Consider the following 18,897-nt stretch of genomic DNA (forward strand, 5'->3'; position numbering starts at 1 on the left):
CACCACGAGAGGGAGAACCCATGAGCACGATGGAGCGCATCCTGCGCCTGATGGCCGAGAAAAAGGCCTCGGACGTGTACCTGTCGGCCAACGCGCCCGCGCTGATCAAGATCAACGGCGAGTGCGTGCCAATCAACAACCAGATCCTGCCGCCCGACGCGCCCCGCAACCTGCTCTCCGAGATCGTGCCCCCCGACCGCCTCGAAGAGCTGCAGGAGACGGGCGAGCTCAACATGGGCGTGCCTCTCACCGGCGTGGGGCGTTTTCGCGTCAGCGCCATGCGTCAGCGCGGCAGCTATGCCGTGGTGGTCCGTTTCGTCACGCAGGACATTCCCGACCTCGACAAGCTGAACCTGCCGACCGTGCTGGCCGACCTGATCATGGAAAAGCGCGGCCTGATCCTGGTCGTCGGCGCCACCGGGTCGGGCAAGAGCACGACGCTGGCGGCCATGATCGACCGGCGCAACAGCCTGCAGACTGGCCACGTGCTCACCATCGAAGACCCAGTCGAATACCAGTTCCGCAACAAGAAATCGATCGTCAACCAGCGCGAAATCGGCAGCGACACGCAGTCGCTGCAGGTGGCGCTGAAGAACGCGCTGCGCCAGGCGCCCGACGTGATCCTGATCGGCGAAATCCGCGACCGCGAAACCATGTCGGCCGCCATCGCCTATGCCCAGTCGGGCCACCTGTGCCTGGCCACGCTGCACGCCAACAACAGCTACCAGGCGCTCAACCGCATCCTCAGCTTCTACCCCGTGGAAGTGCGCGCCACCATGCTGGGCGACCTGGCCTCGGCGCTCAAGGCCATCGTGTCGCAGCGCCTGGTGCGCACCGCCACGGGCGAGCGCGTGCCCGCCGCCGAGGTCATGCTCAACACCAAGCTGGTGGCGGACCTGATCGAGAAGGGCGACTTCTCGGGCGTCAAGGAGGCCATGGAGAAATCCATGGCCGAAGGCTCGCAGACGTTCGAGGAAGACCTGGCGCGCCTGGTCTTGAGCCAGCGCATCGACCGCAAGGAAGGGCTGGCCTACGCCGACTCGCCCACCAACCTGATGTGGCGCCTGCAGAACGACTTCTCGCTGGCCGCCAAGGCCGCCCAGGCCCACAAGGCGGCGCAGGACGCGCAAACCCACGACGAAGAGCCGTCGTTCACCGAAATCGTGCTCGACGTGAAGCCGAGCGCCTGATCCCCCCTGTCCCATGCCCCGCACCCTGACCCTGGCCGAACAGCTCATCTCCCGCCCCTCCGTCACCCCCGAGGACGGCGGCTGCCTGCCCCTGCTGGCCGAGCGCCTGCAACCGCTGGGCTTTGCCTGCGAAACCATGGACAGCGGACCGGCCGAGTTCCGGGTCCAGAACTTGTGGGCAAAACGGCCTTCAGCGCACAGCCAGTCAGCGCAGGCTGCTATCAAAACAGTGGTCTTTGCGGGCCACACCGACGTCGTGCCCACCGGGCCGCTCGCGCAGTGGAGCAGCGACCCGTTCACGCCCACGCACCGCGACGGCAAGCTCTATGGCCGCGGTGCCAGCGACATGAAGACCTCCATCGCCGCCTTCGTCGTGGCCCTGGAAGAGTTCCTCGCCGCCACGCCCGCGCCGCTGCTGGACATCGCCCTGCTGCTGACCAGCGACGAAGAGGGCCCGTCGGTCGACGGCACCAAGGTCGTGGTCGAGGCGCTGAAGGCGCGCGGCGAACGGCTGGACTACTGCATCGTCGGCGAGCCCACGGCCGTGCAGCGCACCGGCGACATGATCAAGAACGGCCGCCGCGGCACGCTCAGCGGCAAGCTCACGGTGCGCGGCGTCCAGGGCCACATCGCCTACCCGCAGCTGGCACGCAACCCCATCCACGAAGCCCTGCCGGCGCTGGCCGAGCTGGCCGCCACCGAGTGGGACCAGGGCAATGCCTTCTTTCCGCCCACCAGCTGGCAGATCAGCAACGTCCACGGCGGCACGGGCGCGAGCAACATCATTCCCGGCGAGGTCGTGGTCGACTTCAACTTCCGCTTCTGCACCGAGTCCAGCGCCGAGGGGCTCAAACAGCGCGTGCATGCCGTGCTCGACCGCCACGGGCTCGAATACGCGCTGCGCTGGACGCTGGGCGGCCAGCCCTTCCTGACCCCACCGGGCGAGCTGGTCGCCGCCGTGCAGCAGGCGATTGCGGCCGAGACCGGCCTTGCCACCGAGCTGTCCACCACCGGCGGCACCAGCGACGGCCGCTTCATCGCCGCCATCTGCCCGCAGGTGATCGAATGCGGCCCGCCCAACGCGAGCATCCACAAGATCGACGAGCACATCACCGTGGCCGACATCGAGCCGCTCAAGAACATCTACCGGCGCACGCTCGAAAACCTGCACGCGCAGGCCTTGGCGGCGGTAGTATGAACGCACCCACCCCCGTGCCCAGCGCCCTGCCCGCGCTGCGCGGCGACACCATCGGCGCCCTCATCGCCAGCGGCACGCAGCGGCTGCAGGCCGCGGGCGTGGCCTTTGGCCACGGCACCACCAACGCCCACGACGAAGCCGCCTGGCTGGTGCTCTGGCGCCTCGGACTGCCGCTCGACACGCCGCTGGGCGATGCACCTGATTCCAAGCAAAATCAGCCTGTAACTCCCGCCCAGAAAGCGTTGGTAGCTACACTTTTTGATGAACGCATCGGCACACGCAAGCCCGCGGCCTACCTCACGCGCGAGGCCTGGCTGCAGGGCGTACCGTTCTATGTGGACGAGCGCGCCATCGTGCCGCGCAGCTTCATTGCCGAATTGATCGCCGATGGCGGCTTCGACGAATGGCTGGGCGAACACACGCACCAGGTGCTCGACCTGTGCACCGGCAACGGCAGCCTGGCCGTGCTGGTCGCCATGGCCTGGCCCGAAGTGCAGGTCACGGGCGCCGACCTCTCGCCCGACGCCCTCGCCGTCGCGCGCATCAACGTCGACCGGCACGGCCTGCAAAAGCGCATCGCGCTGCAGCAGTCCGACGGCCTGGCCGAGCTGCCCGGCCCGTGGGACCTGATCCTCTGCAACCCGCCCTATGTCAACAGCGACAGCATGTCCCAGCTGCCCCCCGAGTACCGCGCCGAGCCCGCGCTGGCGCTGGCCGGTGGCAACGACGGCATGGACTTCATCCGGCGCCTCCTCGCCGATGCCCCCGCGCGCATGAGCGCGCACGCCGTGCTCGTGCTGGAAATCGGCAACGAGCGCGCTTTTTTCGAGGCCGCCTTTGCGCAGCTGCCCGTGTTCTGGCTGGACACCAGTGCAGGCGAAGACCAGGTTCTGCTGGTCACGCGCGAGGCCCTCATCCGTTTTCTTCCCTCTTAATGATCACTCTTAAAAACGTCACCTTGCGCCGCAGCGCCAAGGTGCTGCTCAACGCCGTCAACGCCACCATCAACCCCGGCGAAAACGTCGGCCTGGTCGGGCGCAACGGCGCTGGCAAATCCAGCCTGTTCGCGCTGCTCAACGGCAGCCTGCACGAGGACGGCGGCGACTTCTACATTCCCACGCAGTGGCGCATGGCGCAGGTCGCGCAGAACATGCCCGAAACCGACGAGCCCGCGACCGACTTCGTCGTTGCCGGCGACACGCGCCTAGCCGACCTCGAAGCCCAGCTGGCCCAGGCCGAGGCGGCAGACGACGGCATGGCGATTGCCCACGCCTACACCGACCTGGCCGACGCCGGCGCGCACGACGCCGTGCCGCGCGCCCAGGCACTGATCCTCGGGCTGGGCTTCAAGGTGTCGGAGCTCGACAAGCCCGTGAACAGCTTCTCGGGCGGCTGGCGCATGCGCCTGCAGCTGGCGCGCGCGCTGATGTGCCCGTCCGACCTGCTGCTGCTCGACGAGCCCACCAACCACCTGGACCTGGACGCCCTGGTCTGGCTCGAAGCCTGGCTCAAGCGCTACGAGGGCACGATGATCGTCATCAGCCACGACCGCGAGTTCCTCGACGCCGTGACCAACGTCACGATGCACATCGACAACGCCCAGCTCACGCGCTATGGCGGCAACTACAGCAAGTTCGAGGAGCTGCGCGCGCAGCAGCTCGAACTGCAGCAGGCGAGTTTTTCGAAGCAGCAGGACAAGATCGCCCACCTGCAGAAATTCATCGCCCGCTTCAAAGCCAAGGCCAGCAAGGCCAAGCAGGCGCAGAGCCGCGTCAAGGCGCTCGAGCGCATGGAGAAGATCGCGCCCGTGCTGGCCGATGCCGACTTCACCTTCGAGTTCAAGGAGCCGCTCAACCTGCCCAACCCGATGCTGGCGATCACCGACGCGGCCTTCGGCTACCTCGGCGACGACGGGGTCGAGACCACCATCCTGCACAACGTCAGCCGCAGCGTGCTGGCGGGCCAGCGCATCGGCATCCTGGGCGCCAACGGCCAGGGCAAGTCCACCCTGGTCAAGACCATCGCGCGCACCATGGCGCCGCTGGCCGGCACCGTGACCGAGGGCAAGGGCCTGTCGATCGGCTACTTTGCGCAGCAGGAGCTCGACGTGCTGCGCCCGCACGAGAACCCGCTCGAGCACATGGTGCGCCTGGCGCGGGAGCTGGGCCCGAGCAGCCGCGAATCGGGCCGCGAGCAGGATCTGCGCAACTTCCTGGGCACGTTCAACTTCAGCGGCGACATGGTCAAGCAGACCGTGGGCAGCATGAGCGGCGGCGAGAAGGCCCGCCTGGTGCTGGCCATGATCGTCTGGCAGCGCCCCAACCTGCTGCTGCTCGACGAGCCCACCAACCACCTGGACCTGGCCACGCGCGAGGCGCTGTCGATGGCGCTCAACGAGTTCGAAGGCACGGTGATGCTGGTCAGCCACGACCGCGCCCTGCTGCGCGCCGTCTGCGACGAGTTCTGGATGGTGGGCCGCGGCGCGGTCGGCCCGTTCGACGGCGACCTCGACGACTACCAGCGCTACCTGCTCGACGAAGCCAAGCGCCAGCGCGAACTGGCCAAGACCGAAGCGGCCGCCGACAGCGCCGCGGCCAAAGCCGCCGCGCTGGCGACCGCCGCAGCGCCAGCCCCGGTTTCGATAGCTGTCAGCGCAAGCGTGGCAAGCGCTGGCGGCCAAAAAGTGCCTGCATCGACCGACCACAGCGCGCCCCCGGCGCGCGACGCCCGCGACGCCCGCGACCAGCGCAAGCAAGACGCCCTGGCGCGCCAGCAGCAGGCCGAAAAGCTGCGCCCGCTCAAGCGCGAGCTGGAAAAAATCGACCAGCGCCTGGCCGAACTCGCCGCCGAGCGCACGGCGCTCGAAGAGCGCCTCACGCAAGCCCTGCCGCCGGCCGAGATCGCCGACTGCGGGCGCCGCCTCAAGGCCAGTGGCGACGAAACGGCCGCGCTCGAAGAACGCTGGCTGGAGCTGTCGGGCCAGCTGGAGGCGGCTGCAAGCCCGTCCGCGTAAGCGCGCGGGCGCACTGACCCTGAAAAGCAGCGCAAACCATTGTCCCGGCATGGGTTTTAGCTACATTTTTCATAGCGAAAATAAAAGTGCTTACATAGGCCCAAGCCCTGTTGCATTTTTAGCGGTCATGGGTGTCAACGCCGTCCCGGGCGGCTGCGTTGTAGGTTCATCAACGGAACTACTCCCATGACCATGACCACCATCCTGTCCACTTGGCCCGAAGACGAACGCGACCGCAAACGCGCTCCTGCCCGCTTCTGAGGCCCTTCGCCTGCGCCTCTGCGCAGCCCTTCCGATCCTTTTTGACAGAAACGCCCGCAATTTGCGGGCGTTTTTGCGTGGGGTTGCCCCACCATGCGCTGGCCGCCTGCTGGCGCAGCGCCATCAAAAAAGCCGCTCCCAGCATGCGGAGCGGCTTCAAGGTACGGGAGGGGGCGCCCCCGTTGGCACCCGCCCTGCGCGCAGTCAGCCCATGTGCAGTCCGCCGTTGACCGAGAAGTCGGCGCCGGTGGCGTAGCCGCCTTCGTCCGATGCCAGCCACGCGATGATGGAGGCGATCTCGCTGGGCTCGCCCAGGCGCTTGACCGGCACGGTGGCGACGATCTTTTCAAGCACGTCGGCGCGGATGGCCTTGACCATGTCGGTGCCGATGTAACCCGGGCTCACGGTATTCACCGTCACGCCCTTGGTCGCCAGTTCCTGCGCCAGCGCCATGGAAAAACCGTGCATGCCGGCCTTGGCGGCCGAATAGTTGGTCTGACCGGCCTGGCCTTTTTCGCCATTGACCGAGCTGATGTTGACGATGCGGCCCCAGCCCTTTTCAACCATGTCGGCCACCACCTGCTTGGTGACGTTGAACATGCTGTTGAGATTGGTCTCGATCACGGCGTCCCAGTCTTCGCGGGACATTTTCAGAAACATGCGGTCGCGCGTGATGCCGGCGTTGTTGACCAGCACATCGATGCTGCCGTGCTCGGCCTTGGTCTTGCTGAAAGCCTCGACCGTGGAGTCCCAGTCGCCCACGTTGCCCACCGACGCGTGGAAGGTGTAGCCCAGCGCCTTTTGCTCGGCCAGCCATTTGGCATGGTCGCGCGTGGGACCGCAGCCTGCGACAACCGTGAACCCATCCTTGTGGAGGCGCTGGCAAATGGCGGTGCCGATGCCCCCCATGCCGCCGGTGACATACGCTACTTTTTTGCTCATCTTGATCTCCTCTTGTTGGATGCTGGGACCGCTCCCACTCTAGCGGTCTTCGGCGCGCCGGCTGTCCACGTAAACACGGAGGCGCGCGGCCCCACAGGCGCCGTTTGCTCAGCGCTCGAGCGCCAGGGCCACGCCCATGCCGCCGCCAATGCACAAAGCGGCCAGGCCTTTCTTCGCATCGCGGCGCTGCATTTCATGCAGCAGCGTGACCAGGATGCGGCAGCCCGACGCGCCGATGGGGTGGCCGATGGCGATGGCACCGCCATTGACGTTGACCTTGGCCGGATCGATGGCGAGTTCCTGGTTCACGGCGCAGGCCTGGGCGGCGAAGGCTTCGTTGAGTTCGAACAGGTCGATGTCGGACGCGCTCCAGCCCGCGCGCTGCAGGGCCTTGCGCGTGGCAGACACGGGGCCCATGCCCATGGTGGCCGGGTCCAGGCCGTTGGTGCCAAAGGACGCAATGCGCGCCAGGGGGGTGAGCCCCAGGGCGGCCGCCTTCCTGGCGCTCATCACCACGACAGCGGCAGCGCCGTCGTTCAGGCCCGAGGCGTTGCCCGCCGTCACGCTGCCGGCCTTGTCGAAGGCCGGGCGCAGGCTGGCCAGCCCCTCGGCATTGGACTTGCGGTTGATGAATTCATCGGCGTTGAAGACGATGGGGTCGCCCTTTTTCTGCGCCAGGCGCACGCCGACGATCTCGTCAGCGAAGCGGCCCGCGTCCTGCGCGGCCGCCGCTTTCTGCTGGCTGCCCAGGGCCAGCGCATCCTGCATGTCGCGCGTGATGCCGTACTGCTTGGCCACGTTCTCGGCGGTGATGCCCATGTGGTACTGGTTGTACACGTCCCAGAGGCCGTCGACGATCATGGTGTCGACCATCTTCCAGTCGCCCATGCGCTGACCATCGCGCGAGCCATTGAGTACATGGGGGCTGGCGCTCATGTTTTCCTGGCCACCGGCCACGACGATTTCGCTGTCGCCCGTGGCCACCGCCTGGGCTGCCAGCATCACTGCCTTCAGGCCCGAACCGCAGACGGCGTTGATGGTCATCGCCGGGGTTTCCTTGGCCACGCCGGCCTTCATCATGGCCTGGCGCGCGGCGTTCTGGCCGACGCCCGCGGTGAGGACCTGGCCCATGATGACTTCACCCACCTGGTCCAGGCCCACGCGCGCGCGCGCCAGCGCTTCCTGGATCACGATGCTGCCCAGCTCGGTGGCCGGGGTCTTGGCCAGCGCGCCGCCAAACTTGCCCACCGCCGTGCGGGTGGCCGAAACGATAACGATGTCTTCCATGGTGTGGTCCTTGTGAAAATGAGTCGGCGCCGGAGATCAGGCCTTCTGCTGGACGTAGCGGCCAGGCGCAGGCTCGATCGCCTTGAATTTTGCCCCTTTGCCGTAGGTTTTGGGTGCCGGGATCTGCGCGCCCGCATGGGCTTGCAGCCAGGTGCTCCAGTCGGTCCACCAGCTGCCGGGGTGTTCTTCGGCGCCCTCCAGCCAGGCGTCGAAGGTCTTGGGCAGCTTGCCGTCGGCGCGGATCCAGTGGCTGCGCTTGTTCTTGGATGGCGGGTTGATGACTCCCGCGATGTGGCCCGAGGCCCCCATCACAAAACGCTTGGGGCCCGGCAGCACCTGGGTGGAGGCATAGGCGGCACCGATGGGCACGATGTGGTCCTCGCGCGAGCCATAGATGTAGGTCGGCAGCGTCAGCTGGCTCAGGTCCAGCTTTTCGCCGCACACGGTCAGCTTGCCGGATTCGATGAGCTTGTTTTCCAGGTACATGTTGCGCAGGTACCAGGCATAGAAAGGTCCGGGCAGGTTGGTGCTGTCGCTGTTCCAGTACAGCAGGTCGAACGGCGGCGGGGTCTCGCCCTGGAGGTAATTGCCCACCACGTAGTTCCAGACCAGGTCGTTGGGGCGCAGGAAGCTGAACGTGGAGGCCAGGTCCTTGCCCTGCATCATGCCGCCCTGGCCCATCTGCATTTCACGGAAGCGCACGGACGCCTCGTCGATGAAGACGTCGAGGATGCCGGTGTCGGTGAAGTCGATCAGCGTGGTCAGGAAGGCGGCGCTGGCCACGGGCTCGCGCCCGCGCGCCGCCAGCACGGCCAGGGCGTTGCTCAGGATCGTGCCTCCCACGCAAAAGCCCAGCGCGTTGATCTGCTCGGCGCCCGAGATCTGCTGCACCACGTGGATGGCCTCGATGGCGCCGTCCTCCACATAGTGGTCCCAGGTCTTGTCCGCCATTGACGCATCGGGGTTGCGCCAACTCACGACAAAGGTGCGCTGGCCCTGGCTGACCGCATAGCGGATCAGCGAGTTGTCGGGCTGCAGGTCGAGGATGTAGAACTTGTTGATGCACGGCGGGATGAGCAGGAAGGGCCGCTCGTACACCTTGGCCGTGAGCGGCTTGTATTCGATGAGCTGGAACAGCTCGTTCTCGAACACCACGGCGCCCTCGGTCGTGGCCACGTTGCGGCCCACTTCAAACAGGCTCTCGTCGGTCATCGAGACGTGGCCCTGGCGCATGTCGCGCAACAGGTTCTGCAGGCCCTTGGCGATGCTCTCGCCCTGGGTTTCGATCGCCTTTCGCTGCGCCTCGGCGTTGAAGGCCAGGAAGTTGCTCGGCGCCATGGCGGCCAACCACTGCTCCACGCCGAAGCGGATGCGTGCGCGGGTCTTGGCGTCGGCGTCCACGGCCTCGGCCAGGCCCATGAGCGTGCGCGCGTTGAGCAGGTAGGTGGCGGCAGAAAACGACGCCACCGGGTTGCGCGACCAGCCGTCGCCGCTGAAGCGCTTGTCTTGCGCTGCCACCGGCGCTGCGCCCTGGCTCCACAGCTCGCGGATCTGGTCGAGGTACTGCTGCTGCAGCGTCTGGATCTTTTCGGGGGCGAAGTGCACGGGCGCAGGCAACTGGGGGGCGCCCACATCGACACCCTGGAAGGATTGCAGCGCACGTGACCAGCTTTCGCCGAAAATCTGCTGGAATTGCTGGGCACTTTGGTCCCAGAGTGAATCAGAATCCATGCTGCCTCCTTTGGGTGCGAAGAACCCGCTCACTGTGCGTGGTTGCCACCCGATTGTTGCCGAGCACTCGGCTATGGTAACGCTCCAATCCCTTTCTTTTCCTTACGTGGACCGCTGATGTATCTGGTCGTTATCGCGTGGCTTTACGTCACCATCATGATGGCCGTGGCCGAAGCCACGAGCACCACGGGCTCGCTGCTGGGCGCCGCCATCACCTTTGTGCTGTATGGCCTGCTGCCCTTGTCCATCGTCGTGTACATCCTCGGCACGCCGGGGCGCCGGCGCGCCATCCACGCGCGCGAGATGGCCGAGCGCGCAGCCGCCGCGCAGGAGGCCTCGGCTGCGGCTTCAGCCGATCCAGACGCACGCGGCGAAGCGCCCGCTGCCGCCGAGGGCGGCACTGTCGCGCCGGTGCGAAAAGAACCTTGAAGGGTTCGCCACCGTGCACCAGGCGGCGCTGCTGTCGTTGCCATAGACCGCGCTGACGCCGAGCGCATGCAGGCGCTGGCGCGCCAGCGCCGCCAGGTCGGCCAGGTATTTGCCGGAACCATGCGGCCGAAAGTGCTGCGCCGCCGCGCCGTCGTGCGCGCAAAAGGCGGCGTGCACCTCGGCGCCTACCTCAAAAGCCTGCGGGCCGATGCACGGGCCGAGCCAGGCCAGCGTGTCGGTTGCAACGGGCACTTGCTGCGGCTGCACGGGCGGTGCATTCACTCCATTTTTGATAGCTGCTTGCACAGACCCTGCAAGCGCCAGGGCCGAAAACTCCTGGAAAACCGCTTCCAGCACGCCGCCCTCCTTCCCTCCTGCCAGACCACGCCAGCCGGCATGGGCTGCGGCCACGGCACGGCCCTGGCGGTCGGTCAGCAGAACCGGCAGGCAGTCGGCCACCATGATGGTGCAGACCTGCCCAGGCGCGGTGGCCACGCAGGCATCGGCGCAGTTGCCATCCTGCAGGCTGGCCCCCAAGGCGAGCACCCGCGTTCCATGCACCTGCTGCAGAAATATGGCATGCGCCCCCGGCGTGGCAGCGGCCAGCGCCGCCTGCAGCACGCGCCGGTTGGCCTGCACGGCAGCCGGGTCATCGCCCACATGGCCCCCGAGGTTCAGGCTGTCGTACGGCGCCGCGCTGGCGCCGCCGGCGCGCGTGGTGCACAGCGCATGCACATGGGCGGGCGCGGGCCAGTCGGGGACCAGCCAGTCGAGGTGCATGGCAGGCCTTGGGCTCACGCTTCGGCGTCGGGGCAGGCCGAGGGCTGCGCCTGCTGGAAAGCCGGCAGGGCCATGCAGCCATCGAAAGCCGCGAGCGTGCGCGGCAGGCCGTCCAGGTTCACATGGAAGCGCTGGGCATTGAAGATCTGCGGCACAAGGCAGCAGTCGGCCAGCGTGGGCGTGTCGCCCCAACAGTACTGCGACGGCGCCTGGCATGCGGATTCGCGCTCCTGCGCCAGCAGGGCCAGCTGGCGCTCGAAGGCTTCGAGGCCGCTGCGCACCCAATGGTGGTACCAGGCGTTCTTGGCGTCGTCACCGACCTTGATCTCGTGCACCAGGTATTTGAGCACGCGCAGGTTGTTGAGCGGATGGATCTCACACGCCACCATCTGGGCCAGCGCGCGCACGCGTGCGCGCTCCAGCGCGCCGCCGGGCAGCAATGGGGGTGCGGGGTGGGTTTCATCGAGGTATTCGATGATGGCCATCGACTGGCCCAGGGTGTGGCCGTCGTCCGTTTCGAGCGCCGGCACCAGCGCGTCGCCCAGCCGCGCCGCATAGGCGGCCTGCCGGTGCTCGGCGCGCACCAGGTGCACGGGCACATAGTCGTAGGGCAGGCCCTTGAGCTGCAGCGCGATGCGCACGCGGAACGAGGCCGAGGAGCGAAAGTAGTTGTAGAGCTTCATGGGGCGTCCTGTAAAGGCGGTGGAACAGAATTGGGCGCTGCGCCGATGGGTGCGTGGTCCGCACAGCCCCACAGCCAGCCGGCCAGCCACCCTGCCGGCCCGGCACCGCGCCGGCAGCGGCCCTTCACCCGCCAGTGCTGCGCGCCGCCCGTCCAAGCGGGCTGCCATGGCCGCGAGTGTATCGGGCCCATGGCACACTGCTGCGTGCTTGCGCACGCGCGGCCTCGCCGGCGACGCACCCCTTCCACCCATTGACGCAGAAAGTCCCGCATGAGCTATGTATTTCCTCCGGCCCCGGTGGCCAGTGTTCCCGTGGTTGGCACCAGCGAGCGTTTTCCGGTGCACCGCATCTATTGCGTGGGCCGCAACTACGAAGAGCACGCCAAGGAAATGGGCTTCACCGGCCGCGAGCCGCCGTTCTTCTTCATGAAACCGGCCGACGCCGCCCTGCCCGTGAACGCGGGCGAGACCGGCCAACTGCCCTACCCCAGCCTGACAGCCAACCTGCACCATGAGATCGAACTCGTCGTGGCGATCGGCAAGGGGGGCAAGAACATCGCGGCGGCCGATGCGGCCCAGCACATCTTTGGCTACGCCGTGGGTCTGGACATGACGCGGCGCGACCTGCAGAACGAGATGAAAAAGCAGGGACGCCCCTGGTGCATCGGCAAGGGCTTCGAGCACAGCGCCCCGATCGGCCCGATCACGCCCGCGGCGCAGGCCGGCGATGTGCAGAACGCCGCCATCTGGCTGCAGGTCAACGGCGCAGACCGCCAGCGCAGCACGGTGGCGCAGCTCATCTGGAACATTGCCGAGACCATCGAGCACGTCTCGGCCGCCTGGGAGCTGCAGCCCGGCGACCTGATCTACACCGGCACGCCCGAAGGCGTGGCCGCCGTGGTGCGCGGCGACCTGCTCGACGGCGGCGTCGAGGGCTTGGAGCCACTGCGACTGAGCGTGGTATAGCCAGTCAATTCACTACTTATTTAATAGCATCCAGCGCTTATATCATAAGCGCTGGAGGCCTATTTGATTCAAAATTCAGCGCATGACCTTTCGCAGCCCGATCAAGCACTGCCGCAACTGCGGCACCGCGGTGGTGTACCGCGTCCCCGATGACGGCGACACCCGCCAGCGTGCCGTGTGCCCGGCCTGCCAGACCATCCACTACGAAAACCCGCTCAACGTGGTCGGCACCGTGCCCGAGCTGGCCGACGGCCGCGTGCTGCTGTGCAAGCGCGCCATCGAGCCGCGCTATGGCAAGTGGACCCTGCCGGCCGGCTTCATGGAACTCGATGAAACCACCGCCGAAGGCGCCGCGCGCGAGACCGACGAGGAAGCCGGCGCGCAGATCGAGATGGGCCCGCTGTTTTCGCTGCTGAACGTGCGCCGCGTCGGCCAGGTGCACCTGTTTTACCGTGCCACCCTGCTCAGCGACCAATTCAACCCGGGCTTCGAGACGCTGGAGGCGCGCCTGTTCACCGAGAGCGAGGTGCCCTGGGACGAACTGGCGTTCCGCACTGTCAAGGCCACGCTGGAGCGCTACTTTGCCGACCGGCGCGCCGGCGCGTTCGGGCTGCACTGCATCGATATCGAATAGCCGATCGGGCCCGCCAGGAGCTCGCATGCCGCCAGGCCAGCGCCCGCTGCACTGGCGCCTGCAGTCTCAATGGGGCAGCTTGAGGGCTTTCCAGCCCGCGTGGTCGAAATGGCTGCCGTAGGTGTTGAGCGCTTGCGCAAGCTTGACGACGCCAGAAGCCCTCTCGCTGTCGCCTTCCTTGCCCTGCACGGCTTCAACGCCGCCCATGAGGTTGGCAATCACTGCATGCAACTGCGCGTCGGCCTTGGGTTCGAGCTTGCAGTTTTCGACGATGTAGGCGACTTGCGCCGAGACCGTCGCGCCCAGAGCGTCATAGTTTGCCGCTGTGGCCTTGCCAGCGTGTGCTGCCGGCAAAGTGCGGCTAACCGCTGCCTGTATCGCCGCCATGCCCTTGCGCAGCGGCGCATCGATGGCCCATTTTTTTCCGGCGTTGAGTTCCACTGTGAGGGGCGTGGCGCTCGCGTGGTCGTGGCCTGCGGGGGTGGCGGCCCCTGCTGCGGCGGGCAGTGTCAGGGCAGCGGCGAGAAACAGGTACAGCGGTGATTTCATGGGATGGCTCCAGTGGGTTGAATGCACATGGGACCTGCAAATGGCAGGCCTTGCTGCTTCAAACGTGCGGCACCGACAAATGTTCCATTTGTTTTGCATCTTTCCTGTCTCTTGCGCTGCGTCCTATGCTGGCCTCAATGGCGGTGCAGCAACTCCTCTTCGGTGGATTCCTGGGCATAGCGGCTCAGCAGCAAGGCCATCAGCGTGGCGCGCTGGCCATCGTTGAGCAATACGCGCTCGGCCAGCAGCTGCTCGATCACGCGTTGCTGCTGCGCGTTTTGCAGCGCGGCGATCCGGGCCTGCTCGGCATTGATGGCTGCCCGGTCGATCTGCGAAGCAAAAATGTGCCGCACCAGCGACTCGCGGTGTTGGCGGATTTCGCCCCAGTTGGCCGCCAGATCGCGTAAAAAATGGGGTTCAAGCGCCTGCCAGCGCTGGCGCTGGTCGGCGTTCAGTTGCAAATAGTCCGCCAGGTTCAAAGGCAGCACGTGCATGGCCTTGGCGGCGGGCGACAGTTGCAGCTGGTGCACAGCGACCGCCGCGACAATGCCGAGATTCAGGGCCAACGACACGGCCAGAAGCCATTGGGAGGCGGTGGGGCGTTTCATGGCATTCCTTTAGAGAGGCGGCAAATTTCGGCGGCGGCGCACAGGCCGCCCGGCGGAACGGGGTCGAACACCCGCACAAGGCTGGCGCTTGGCGCGCGCGCAGCGCCCGCTCCCAAGAGCACCCCTCCCATCCAGACGCCCGATGCCAAGGCCAGCCCCGTCGCCAACCCTGCGGGCACCCAGCCCAGCCAGCGGCCGGCAGCTGGCCGCATGCCCGGTGGTTGGGCGCACAGGCGGTCGTTCAGTTGCGCGGCGAGATCGAAACCCAAGCGGGGCGACGGCAGCTTTCGCAGGCCGTTCCGCAGGGCGGCGATGTCATTGAGCCGCTGCTGGCACAGGGGACAGCCCTGCAAATGGCGGTCGAATCTGGCACGTTCGGCGGGCGGCATCTGGTGATCGGCATAGACAGACAGCTTGTGGTGTTGGGGGCAGGTCATGGCAGGGTCTCCATTCAGCGCGGCATTCTCTCCAGCAGACCGGCACGTGCGCGTGCAATGCGCGATTTGACGGTGCCCAGGCCGATGTCGAGCACGGCGGCAATCTCTTCGTAAGACATGTCTTCTATTTCCCGCAGCAGCAGGATTTCGCGGTGTTCGGTGGGCAGGCGCGCCAGGGAGGCTTCGAGGCCCTGGTAGCGCTGCACGGTTTCCAGCACGGCATCGGGCCCGGGCGCCGGGTCCGGGCAAAGAGCTTCTTCTTCGTCGCTCAGAGGGACGAAATCCACCCGCTTGCCGCGCCGCAACCAGTCAAAAGCCAGGTTGCGGGCAATGCGAAACAGCCAGGTGCTGAGCCGCGCCTGCGGCGTCCAGCGCGGCAGGGCCTTGTAGGCGTTCAAAAAAGTGTCCTGGGTCAACTCCAGCGCATCGTCGTGCGAGCGGGTCAAGCGCACGAGAAAGCGGTAGATGCGGTCCTGAAAGCGTGCCACCAACTCTGAAAAAGCCGCCCGCTCACCCCGCTGTGCGTGCGCAGCGCATTCTTCGTCTTGGAGATGGCTGAAAATTCCCATGGGGTTTGATGGCTTCAACGCGCGAGCCGCCTGAAAGTTCCCTGGTTTGCAGAACCCGGGGGGCTGGGGTCGACAGACAGGCATCTTGACACGCGCCGCACGCCCGCTTTCCATGGATCTATGAATCGCGCCCGATTGGGACTCTCGCTGCTGCGCGGATTGCACCGCCTGGACTGGATCGATACAGACCAAGTGTGTTGAGACGGAGAGGGATGGCCAATTTGCGTAATCACGATCCAAGAAGCCGCATGCCCCCTGCATTGCCAAGCAAGAAGCTTGATATCGCCCACTCTTTCCTCGGCATGGGCGTTTGCTTAATTCATGTAAGTTACATTCAATGGAGGCTGAATGAGGCTTTTTCTGCCCGCTTCCGGAAAGCTGTCTTCCTTCCGCCAAGCGGCAGCGCAGGCGCAGGCACCGGCTGTGGAAAGCGAGGCGCCTGCGCGCTGCGCCTCAATCGGGCTGAGGCCTTCTATCCCAGCTTGCCCAGGATGCCGGCCATCTCGTCCTTGGTGAAGGCTCGCAGGGTTTGCATGCGAATATTGCCCGCGGAGGCAATGGCCAGGCCGAAGGCGGTGGCCGAGGTGTCGTCGGGCGCCTCGATGAACGCGACCAGGTCGTAGGGACCAAGGGTCCAATAGATCTGGGGCATCTTGGCGCCGAATTTCGAAGCGGCATCCTTCACAGCGTCGGCGCGTTTGGTCGTCTCCTTGACCGTGCGGATGCCTTGGTCCGTGAAGTTGCACAGTGCGATGTAAGTTGCCATGGTATTTCCTTTGCGCAAAGGGGCCCCATCGGTGAACCGGTTGGGCAGGCCCCGTTGCGCAACCGGCAATCCATGCTCACCTGGTGGACGGAGAAAGCGCAGGCCGAGGGCGCCTGCAGGCTGAGGGGGAGCCGTCTGGCCTGTGCGCCACGGTGCGCCCGCTTTGCCCCAAAGTCAACGTACCGGCACCCGCGGGAGTGGATGGGTGACCCGGGCGCGGCTGCCGCACGGGGCGGGCCCGGCGGCAAACGCCTTGGATCAAGGGTCCGAGTCGGTGCTCACCGGTGGCAGGTTCGCCTCGGGCACTGCAGCACGCGCCGCACCCCCCTGCCCCGCCCCGGCGGGCCCGCTGGACCAGGGCGAGAGGGACGGGCCACTGGCCTCCGAGCGGTCACCGGGCACCACGACGAAGGCCGGCAGCGCGGACAGCGGCGTCGGGCTGGCGTCGGGCAGCGGCAGCAGCTCGGACGATTCGGTGATCTGCGGCAGTGCCGGCGGAGGCTCGGCGGCCTGGGGCGCGCGGCGCGGTGCGGGCTCGGGCGCCTGCGCCTCCTCGGGCGGCGTCGTGCCGGCTCCCCAAGCCTGCCAGCGTTCGCGCAGGCGCGTGGCAAGCTGGTGCCACCAGCGCGTGTCTTCCTCGTCCACGAAGCGCTGGCGTGCATCGATGGCCTTGGCGCGCAGGCTTTGCTGGAAGAAGTCGCCCACCATGGGCAGCGCGCTGTGGGCGCCCTGGCCCCAGTGGTCGCTGCGCAGCGTGATGCGGCTGTCGTTGAAGCCCACCCACGCACCGGCCACCAGCTGCGGGTGCATGAGGATGAACCAGCCGTCGGCGTTGTCCTGCGTGGTGCCGGTCTTGCCCGCCACGTCGGCGCGGATGCCGTAGCGCGTGCGGATCGCGCTGCCCGTGCCCTTGTCGATCGCGGCGCGCAGGGCGTTGCGCAGGGTTTGCGCGGCCTGGGTGGCCAGCGCGGTGCGGGGTTTCGGGGGTTCGAAGGCCTCCAGCAGCTTGCCACTGCGGTCCTCGATGCGCGTGACCCACACGGGCTCGACGGCCATGCCGGCATTGGCAATGGTCGCGTAGGCGCTGACCATTTCCTTGAGCGTGACCGGGCTGGTGCCCAGCGCGAGCGAGGGCACCACGTCGAACGGAGACTCGCGCACGCCCATGGCGCGCGCGAGCTGCGCCACCTTGGCGGGGCCGACCTGCTGCACCAGCTCGGCGGTGATGGTGTTCTTGGAGTACGCCAGCGCGTCGGCCAGCGCCATCGGCTGGCCGCTGGGCGGTCCGCCGTCGCTGGGGCGCCAGACCTCGCCGCCGGGCAGCGCGATCTCCACCGCCTGGTCCACCCGCGTGTCGCTCGCCAGGGCGCCCTGCGCAAAGGCGGCGCCGTACACAAAGGGCTTGAAGGTGGAGCCCGGCTGGCGACGCGCCTGCTGCACATGGTCGAAGGGGTCGAGCGCAAAGTCGCGGCTGCCCACCCAGGCCAGGATCTCGCCGGTCTGCGGCGCCAGGGCCAGAAAGCCTGCCTGCACGCGCGTCTTGCCTTGGCGCAGCGCGCGCAGGAAGGCCGCGTCCGCCAGCAGCGCCTTGGCGGCGGCGTCGGGTGCCTGGCCTTGCGCGACGGCGGTGCGGAATTCGGGCGACTCGCGCACCAGGCGCTGCACCAGCGGGTTGGCAGCGCTCCAGCCGCTGCGCTGGCCCCAGGCGGCGTCGGCCACGCCCTGCAGCACGCGGCCCTGGCGTGCCACGGCCTGGGTGGCCAGGGACTGCAGGCGCGCGTCGAGCGTGGTGTGCACCACCAGGCCGTCGGTGTAGATGTTGTAGCCGTTGCGGTCGGCCCAGGCGATCAGCCATTTGCGCAGCTGCTGCGCAAAGTGCGGCGCCGGCCCGGGCGGCTCCGACTGGCGTTCGAAATTGATGCGCAGCGGGCGTTTCTGCAAGGCCACGAGCTGCGCCGGGTCGAGCTTGCCGCGCTTGGCCATCTGCGCCAGCACCGTGTTGCGCCGCGCCTGGGCGCGCTCGGGGTTCTGCACCGGGTTGTAGTAGCTCGTGCCCTTGAGCATGCCGATCAGCGTGGCGCTTTGCAGCACCGTGAGCCGGCGCGCCGAGGTGTCGAAATAGGTGCGCGCCGCCATCTCGATGCCCCAGGCGTTGTAGAGAAAGGGCACGGTGTTCAGGTAGGTCTCGAGGATCTCGTCCTTGGAGTACGCCCACTCGATCTTGAACGCGGTGATCGCCTCCTTGAGCTTGCGCGTGAGCGTGGGTGCGCGGCCGATGTCTTCCGGATAGAGGTTGCGCGCCAGCTGCTGGGTGATGGTCGAGCCGCCCTGGCGGTCGCCCGAGAACGTGGCCAGCGCGGCGCCGGCCGTGCGCCGCCAGTCCATGCCCCAGTGCTGGTAGAAGCGGTGGTCCTCGGTGGCGATGAGCGCATCGACCACCTGCGGCGCGATGGCCTTGAGCGGCACCCATTCGCGGTGCACCCATTGGTACTCGGCCAGCAGCTCGCCGCCGCGCGCCAGCACCTGCGCAGGCTGCTCGGTCCTGGCCTTGCGGATGTCGCTGATCGACGGCGTGAACGGCACCAGCACCAGCGCATACAGCAGGCACAGCGCCGGCACCGCCGCGGCGCCCAGCGCCACGCCGCGCCGCGTGGGGCGGCGCAGATGGGGTGCGAGGCGCTGGCGCCAGCCGCTCAGGCGCGCGGACAGGGAGGCAATGGCAGGGTGCATGGCGGGGACGGAAATGGTTCAGGCGAGCGGGGGTGCGGGCACAGCGTGCAAGGCGGCATCAGATTTTCAGGAAAATAGCCTTCCAGCCCTTTTGCAGCAAGCGCTTGCAGCTATGAATTTGATA

18 protein-coding genes are annotated in these 18,897 nt (G+C 67.2%); 7 read left to right on the forward strand and 11 right to left on the reverse strand.

All coding sequences use genetic code 11. The features are described from left to right. Positions 1–20: 20 nt before the first annotated feature. From B2J86_RS00820 to B2J86_RS00835, 4 genes are read left to right on the forward strand one after another with little or no spacing between them, the layout of a single operon-like run. Complete coding sequence (locus B2J86_RS00820; RefSeq protein WP_169168967.1) at positions 21–1,190, forward strand: PilT/PilU family type 4a pilus ATPase; 1,170 nt, start codon at positions 21–23, stop codon at positions 1,188–1,190. Between the two features lie 13 nt (positions 1,191–1,203). Continuing rightward, a complete protein-coding gene (gene dapE, locus B2J86_RS00825; RefSeq protein ID WP_169168966.1) occupies positions 1,204–2,388 on the forward strand; it encodes a succinyl-diaminopimelate desuccinylase in 1,185 nt (394 codons plus the stop codon). Then, entirely contained in the window at positions 2,385–3,323 is a 939-nt protein-coding gene (gene prmB, locus B2J86_RS00830) for a 50S ribosomal protein L3 N(5)-glutamine methyltransferase (protein ID WP_173024490.1), read from the forward strand. Before dapE ends, prmB begins: the two co-directional genes overlap by 4 nt. Beyond that, complete coding sequence (locus tag B2J86_RS00835) at positions 3,323–5,401, forward strand: ABC-F family ATP-binding cassette domain-containing protein (protein ID WP_169633115.1); 2,079 nt, start codon at positions 3,323–3,325, stop codon at positions 5,399–5,401. The genes prmB and B2J86_RS00835 overlap by 1 nt, the downstream gene beginning before the upstream one ends. 465 nt (positions 5,402–5,866) lie before the next feature. Here B2J86_RS00835 and phbB read toward each other — a convergent pair whose 3' ends face one another. From phbB to B2J86_RS00850, 3 genes are all read right to left on the reverse strand, one after another. After that, complete coding sequence (gene phbB, locus B2J86_RS00840; RefSeq protein ID WP_169168964.1) at positions 5,867–6,604, reverse strand: acetoacetyl-CoA reductase; 738 nt, start codon at positions 6,602–6,604, stop codon at positions 5,867–5,869. 108 nt (positions 6,605–6,712) lie between these two features. After that, a complete protein-coding gene (locus B2J86_RS00845; RefSeq protein ID WP_169168963.1) occupies positions 6,713–7,891 on the reverse strand; it encodes an acetyl-CoA C-acetyltransferase in 1,179 nt (392 codons plus the stop codon). 36 nt (positions 7,892–7,927) lie between these two features. Continuing rightward, positions 7,928–9,622, reverse strand: a complete 1,695-nt coding sequence (locus B2J86_RS00850) for an alpha/beta hydrolase (protein WP_169168962.1) — start codon at positions 9,620–9,622, stop codon at positions 7,928–7,930. A gap of 117 nt (positions 9,623–9,739) precedes the next feature. Here B2J86_RS00850 and B2J86_RS00855 point away from each other — a divergent pair, with 117 nt between their 5' ends. Continuing rightward, the gene (locus tag B2J86_RS00855; RefSeq protein WP_169168961.1) at positions 9,740–10,051 is read left to right on the forward strand and encodes a hypothetical protein; all 312 of its coding nucleotides are present in this window, start codon (positions 9,740–9,742) and stop codon (positions 10,049–10,051) included. On the opposite strand, the gene B2J86_RS00860 is transcribed toward B2J86_RS00855, so the two are convergent. Together B2J86_RS00860 and maiA are read right to left on the reverse strand one after the other, a co-directional pair. After that, entirely contained in the window at positions 9,971–10,831 is an 861-nt protein-coding gene (locus B2J86_RS00860) for a polyphenol oxidase family protein (protein WP_173024491.1), read from the reverse strand. The two genes, B2J86_RS00855 and B2J86_RS00860, sit on opposite strands and share 81 nt — an antisense overlap. Before the next feature lie 14 nt (positions 10,832–10,845). Then, a complete protein-coding gene (gene maiA / locus B2J86_RS00865; RefSeq protein WP_173024492.1) occupies positions 10,846–11,514 on the reverse strand; it encodes a maleylacetoacetate isomerase in 669 nt (222 codons plus the stop codon). 270 nt (positions 11,515–11,784) lie between these two features. On the opposite strand from maiA, the gene B2J86_RS00870 reads away from it, so the two are divergent. Then, the gene (locus tag B2J86_RS00870) at positions 11,785–12,480 is read left to right on the forward strand and encodes a fumarylacetoacetate hydrolase family protein (protein ID WP_169633116.1); all 696 of its coding nucleotides are present in this window, start codon (positions 11,785–11,787) and stop codon (positions 12,478–12,480) included. 82 nt (positions 12,481–12,562) lie between these two features. Then, on the forward strand, positions 12,563–13,114 hold the full coding sequence (locus B2J86_RS00875; protein ID WP_169633117.1) for an NUDIX hydrolase: 552 nt from the start codon (positions 12,563–12,565) through the stop codon (positions 13,112–13,114). Between the two features lie 66 nt (positions 13,115–13,180). On the opposite strand, the gene B2J86_RS00880 is transcribed toward B2J86_RS00875, so the two are convergent. The 6 genes from B2J86_RS00880 to B2J86_RS00905 form a co-directional block, all read right to left on the reverse strand. Further along, the gene (locus B2J86_RS00880; protein WP_169168956.1) at positions 13,181–13,663 is read right to left on the reverse strand and encodes a hypothetical protein; all 483 of its coding nucleotides are present in this window, start codon (positions 13,661–13,663) and stop codon (positions 13,181–13,183) included. Between the two features lie 134 nt (positions 13,664–13,797). Beyond that, entirely contained in the window at positions 13,798–14,271 is a 474-nt protein-coding gene (locus tag B2J86_RS00885) for a Spy/CpxP family protein refolding chaperone (protein WP_169168955.1), read from the reverse strand. After that, positions 14,268–14,708 (reverse strand): anti-sigma factor, encoded by a 441-nt coding sequence (locus tag B2J86_RS00890; RefSeq protein ID WP_169633118.1) that lies wholly within the window; start codon positions 14,706–14,708, stop codon positions 14,268–14,270. The genes B2J86_RS00885 and B2J86_RS00890 overlap by 4 nt, the downstream gene beginning before the upstream one ends. A 14-nt stretch (positions 14,709–14,722) precedes the next feature. Beyond that, positions 14,723–15,277 carry a sigma-70 family RNA polymerase sigma factor gene (locus tag B2J86_RS00895; protein ID WP_169169003.1) on the reverse strand — a complete coding sequence of 185 codons (555 nt, stop codon included), beginning with the start codon at positions 15,275–15,277 and terminating at the stop codon, positions 14,723–14,725. A gap of 472 nt (positions 15,278–15,749) precedes the next feature. Continuing rightward, a complete protein-coding gene (locus B2J86_RS00900; protein ID WP_169168953.1) occupies positions 15,750–16,043 on the reverse strand; it encodes a GYD domain-containing protein in 294 nt (97 codons plus the stop codon). Positions 16,044–16,301: 258 nt separating this feature from the next. Continuing rightward, positions 16,302–18,773 (reverse strand): penicillin-binding protein 1A, encoded by a 2,472-nt coding sequence (locus B2J86_RS00905; RefSeq protein ID WP_173024493.1) that lies wholly within the window; start codon positions 18,771–18,773, stop codon positions 16,302–16,304. Between the last annotated feature and the right edge of the window lie 124 nt (positions 18,774–18,897).

Origin of the sequence: Acidovorax sp. SRB_14, assembly GCF_012932145.1 — a bacterium.
GTDB lineage: Bacteria > Pseudomonadota > Gammaproteobacteria > Burkholderiales > Burkholderiaceae_C > Simplicispira.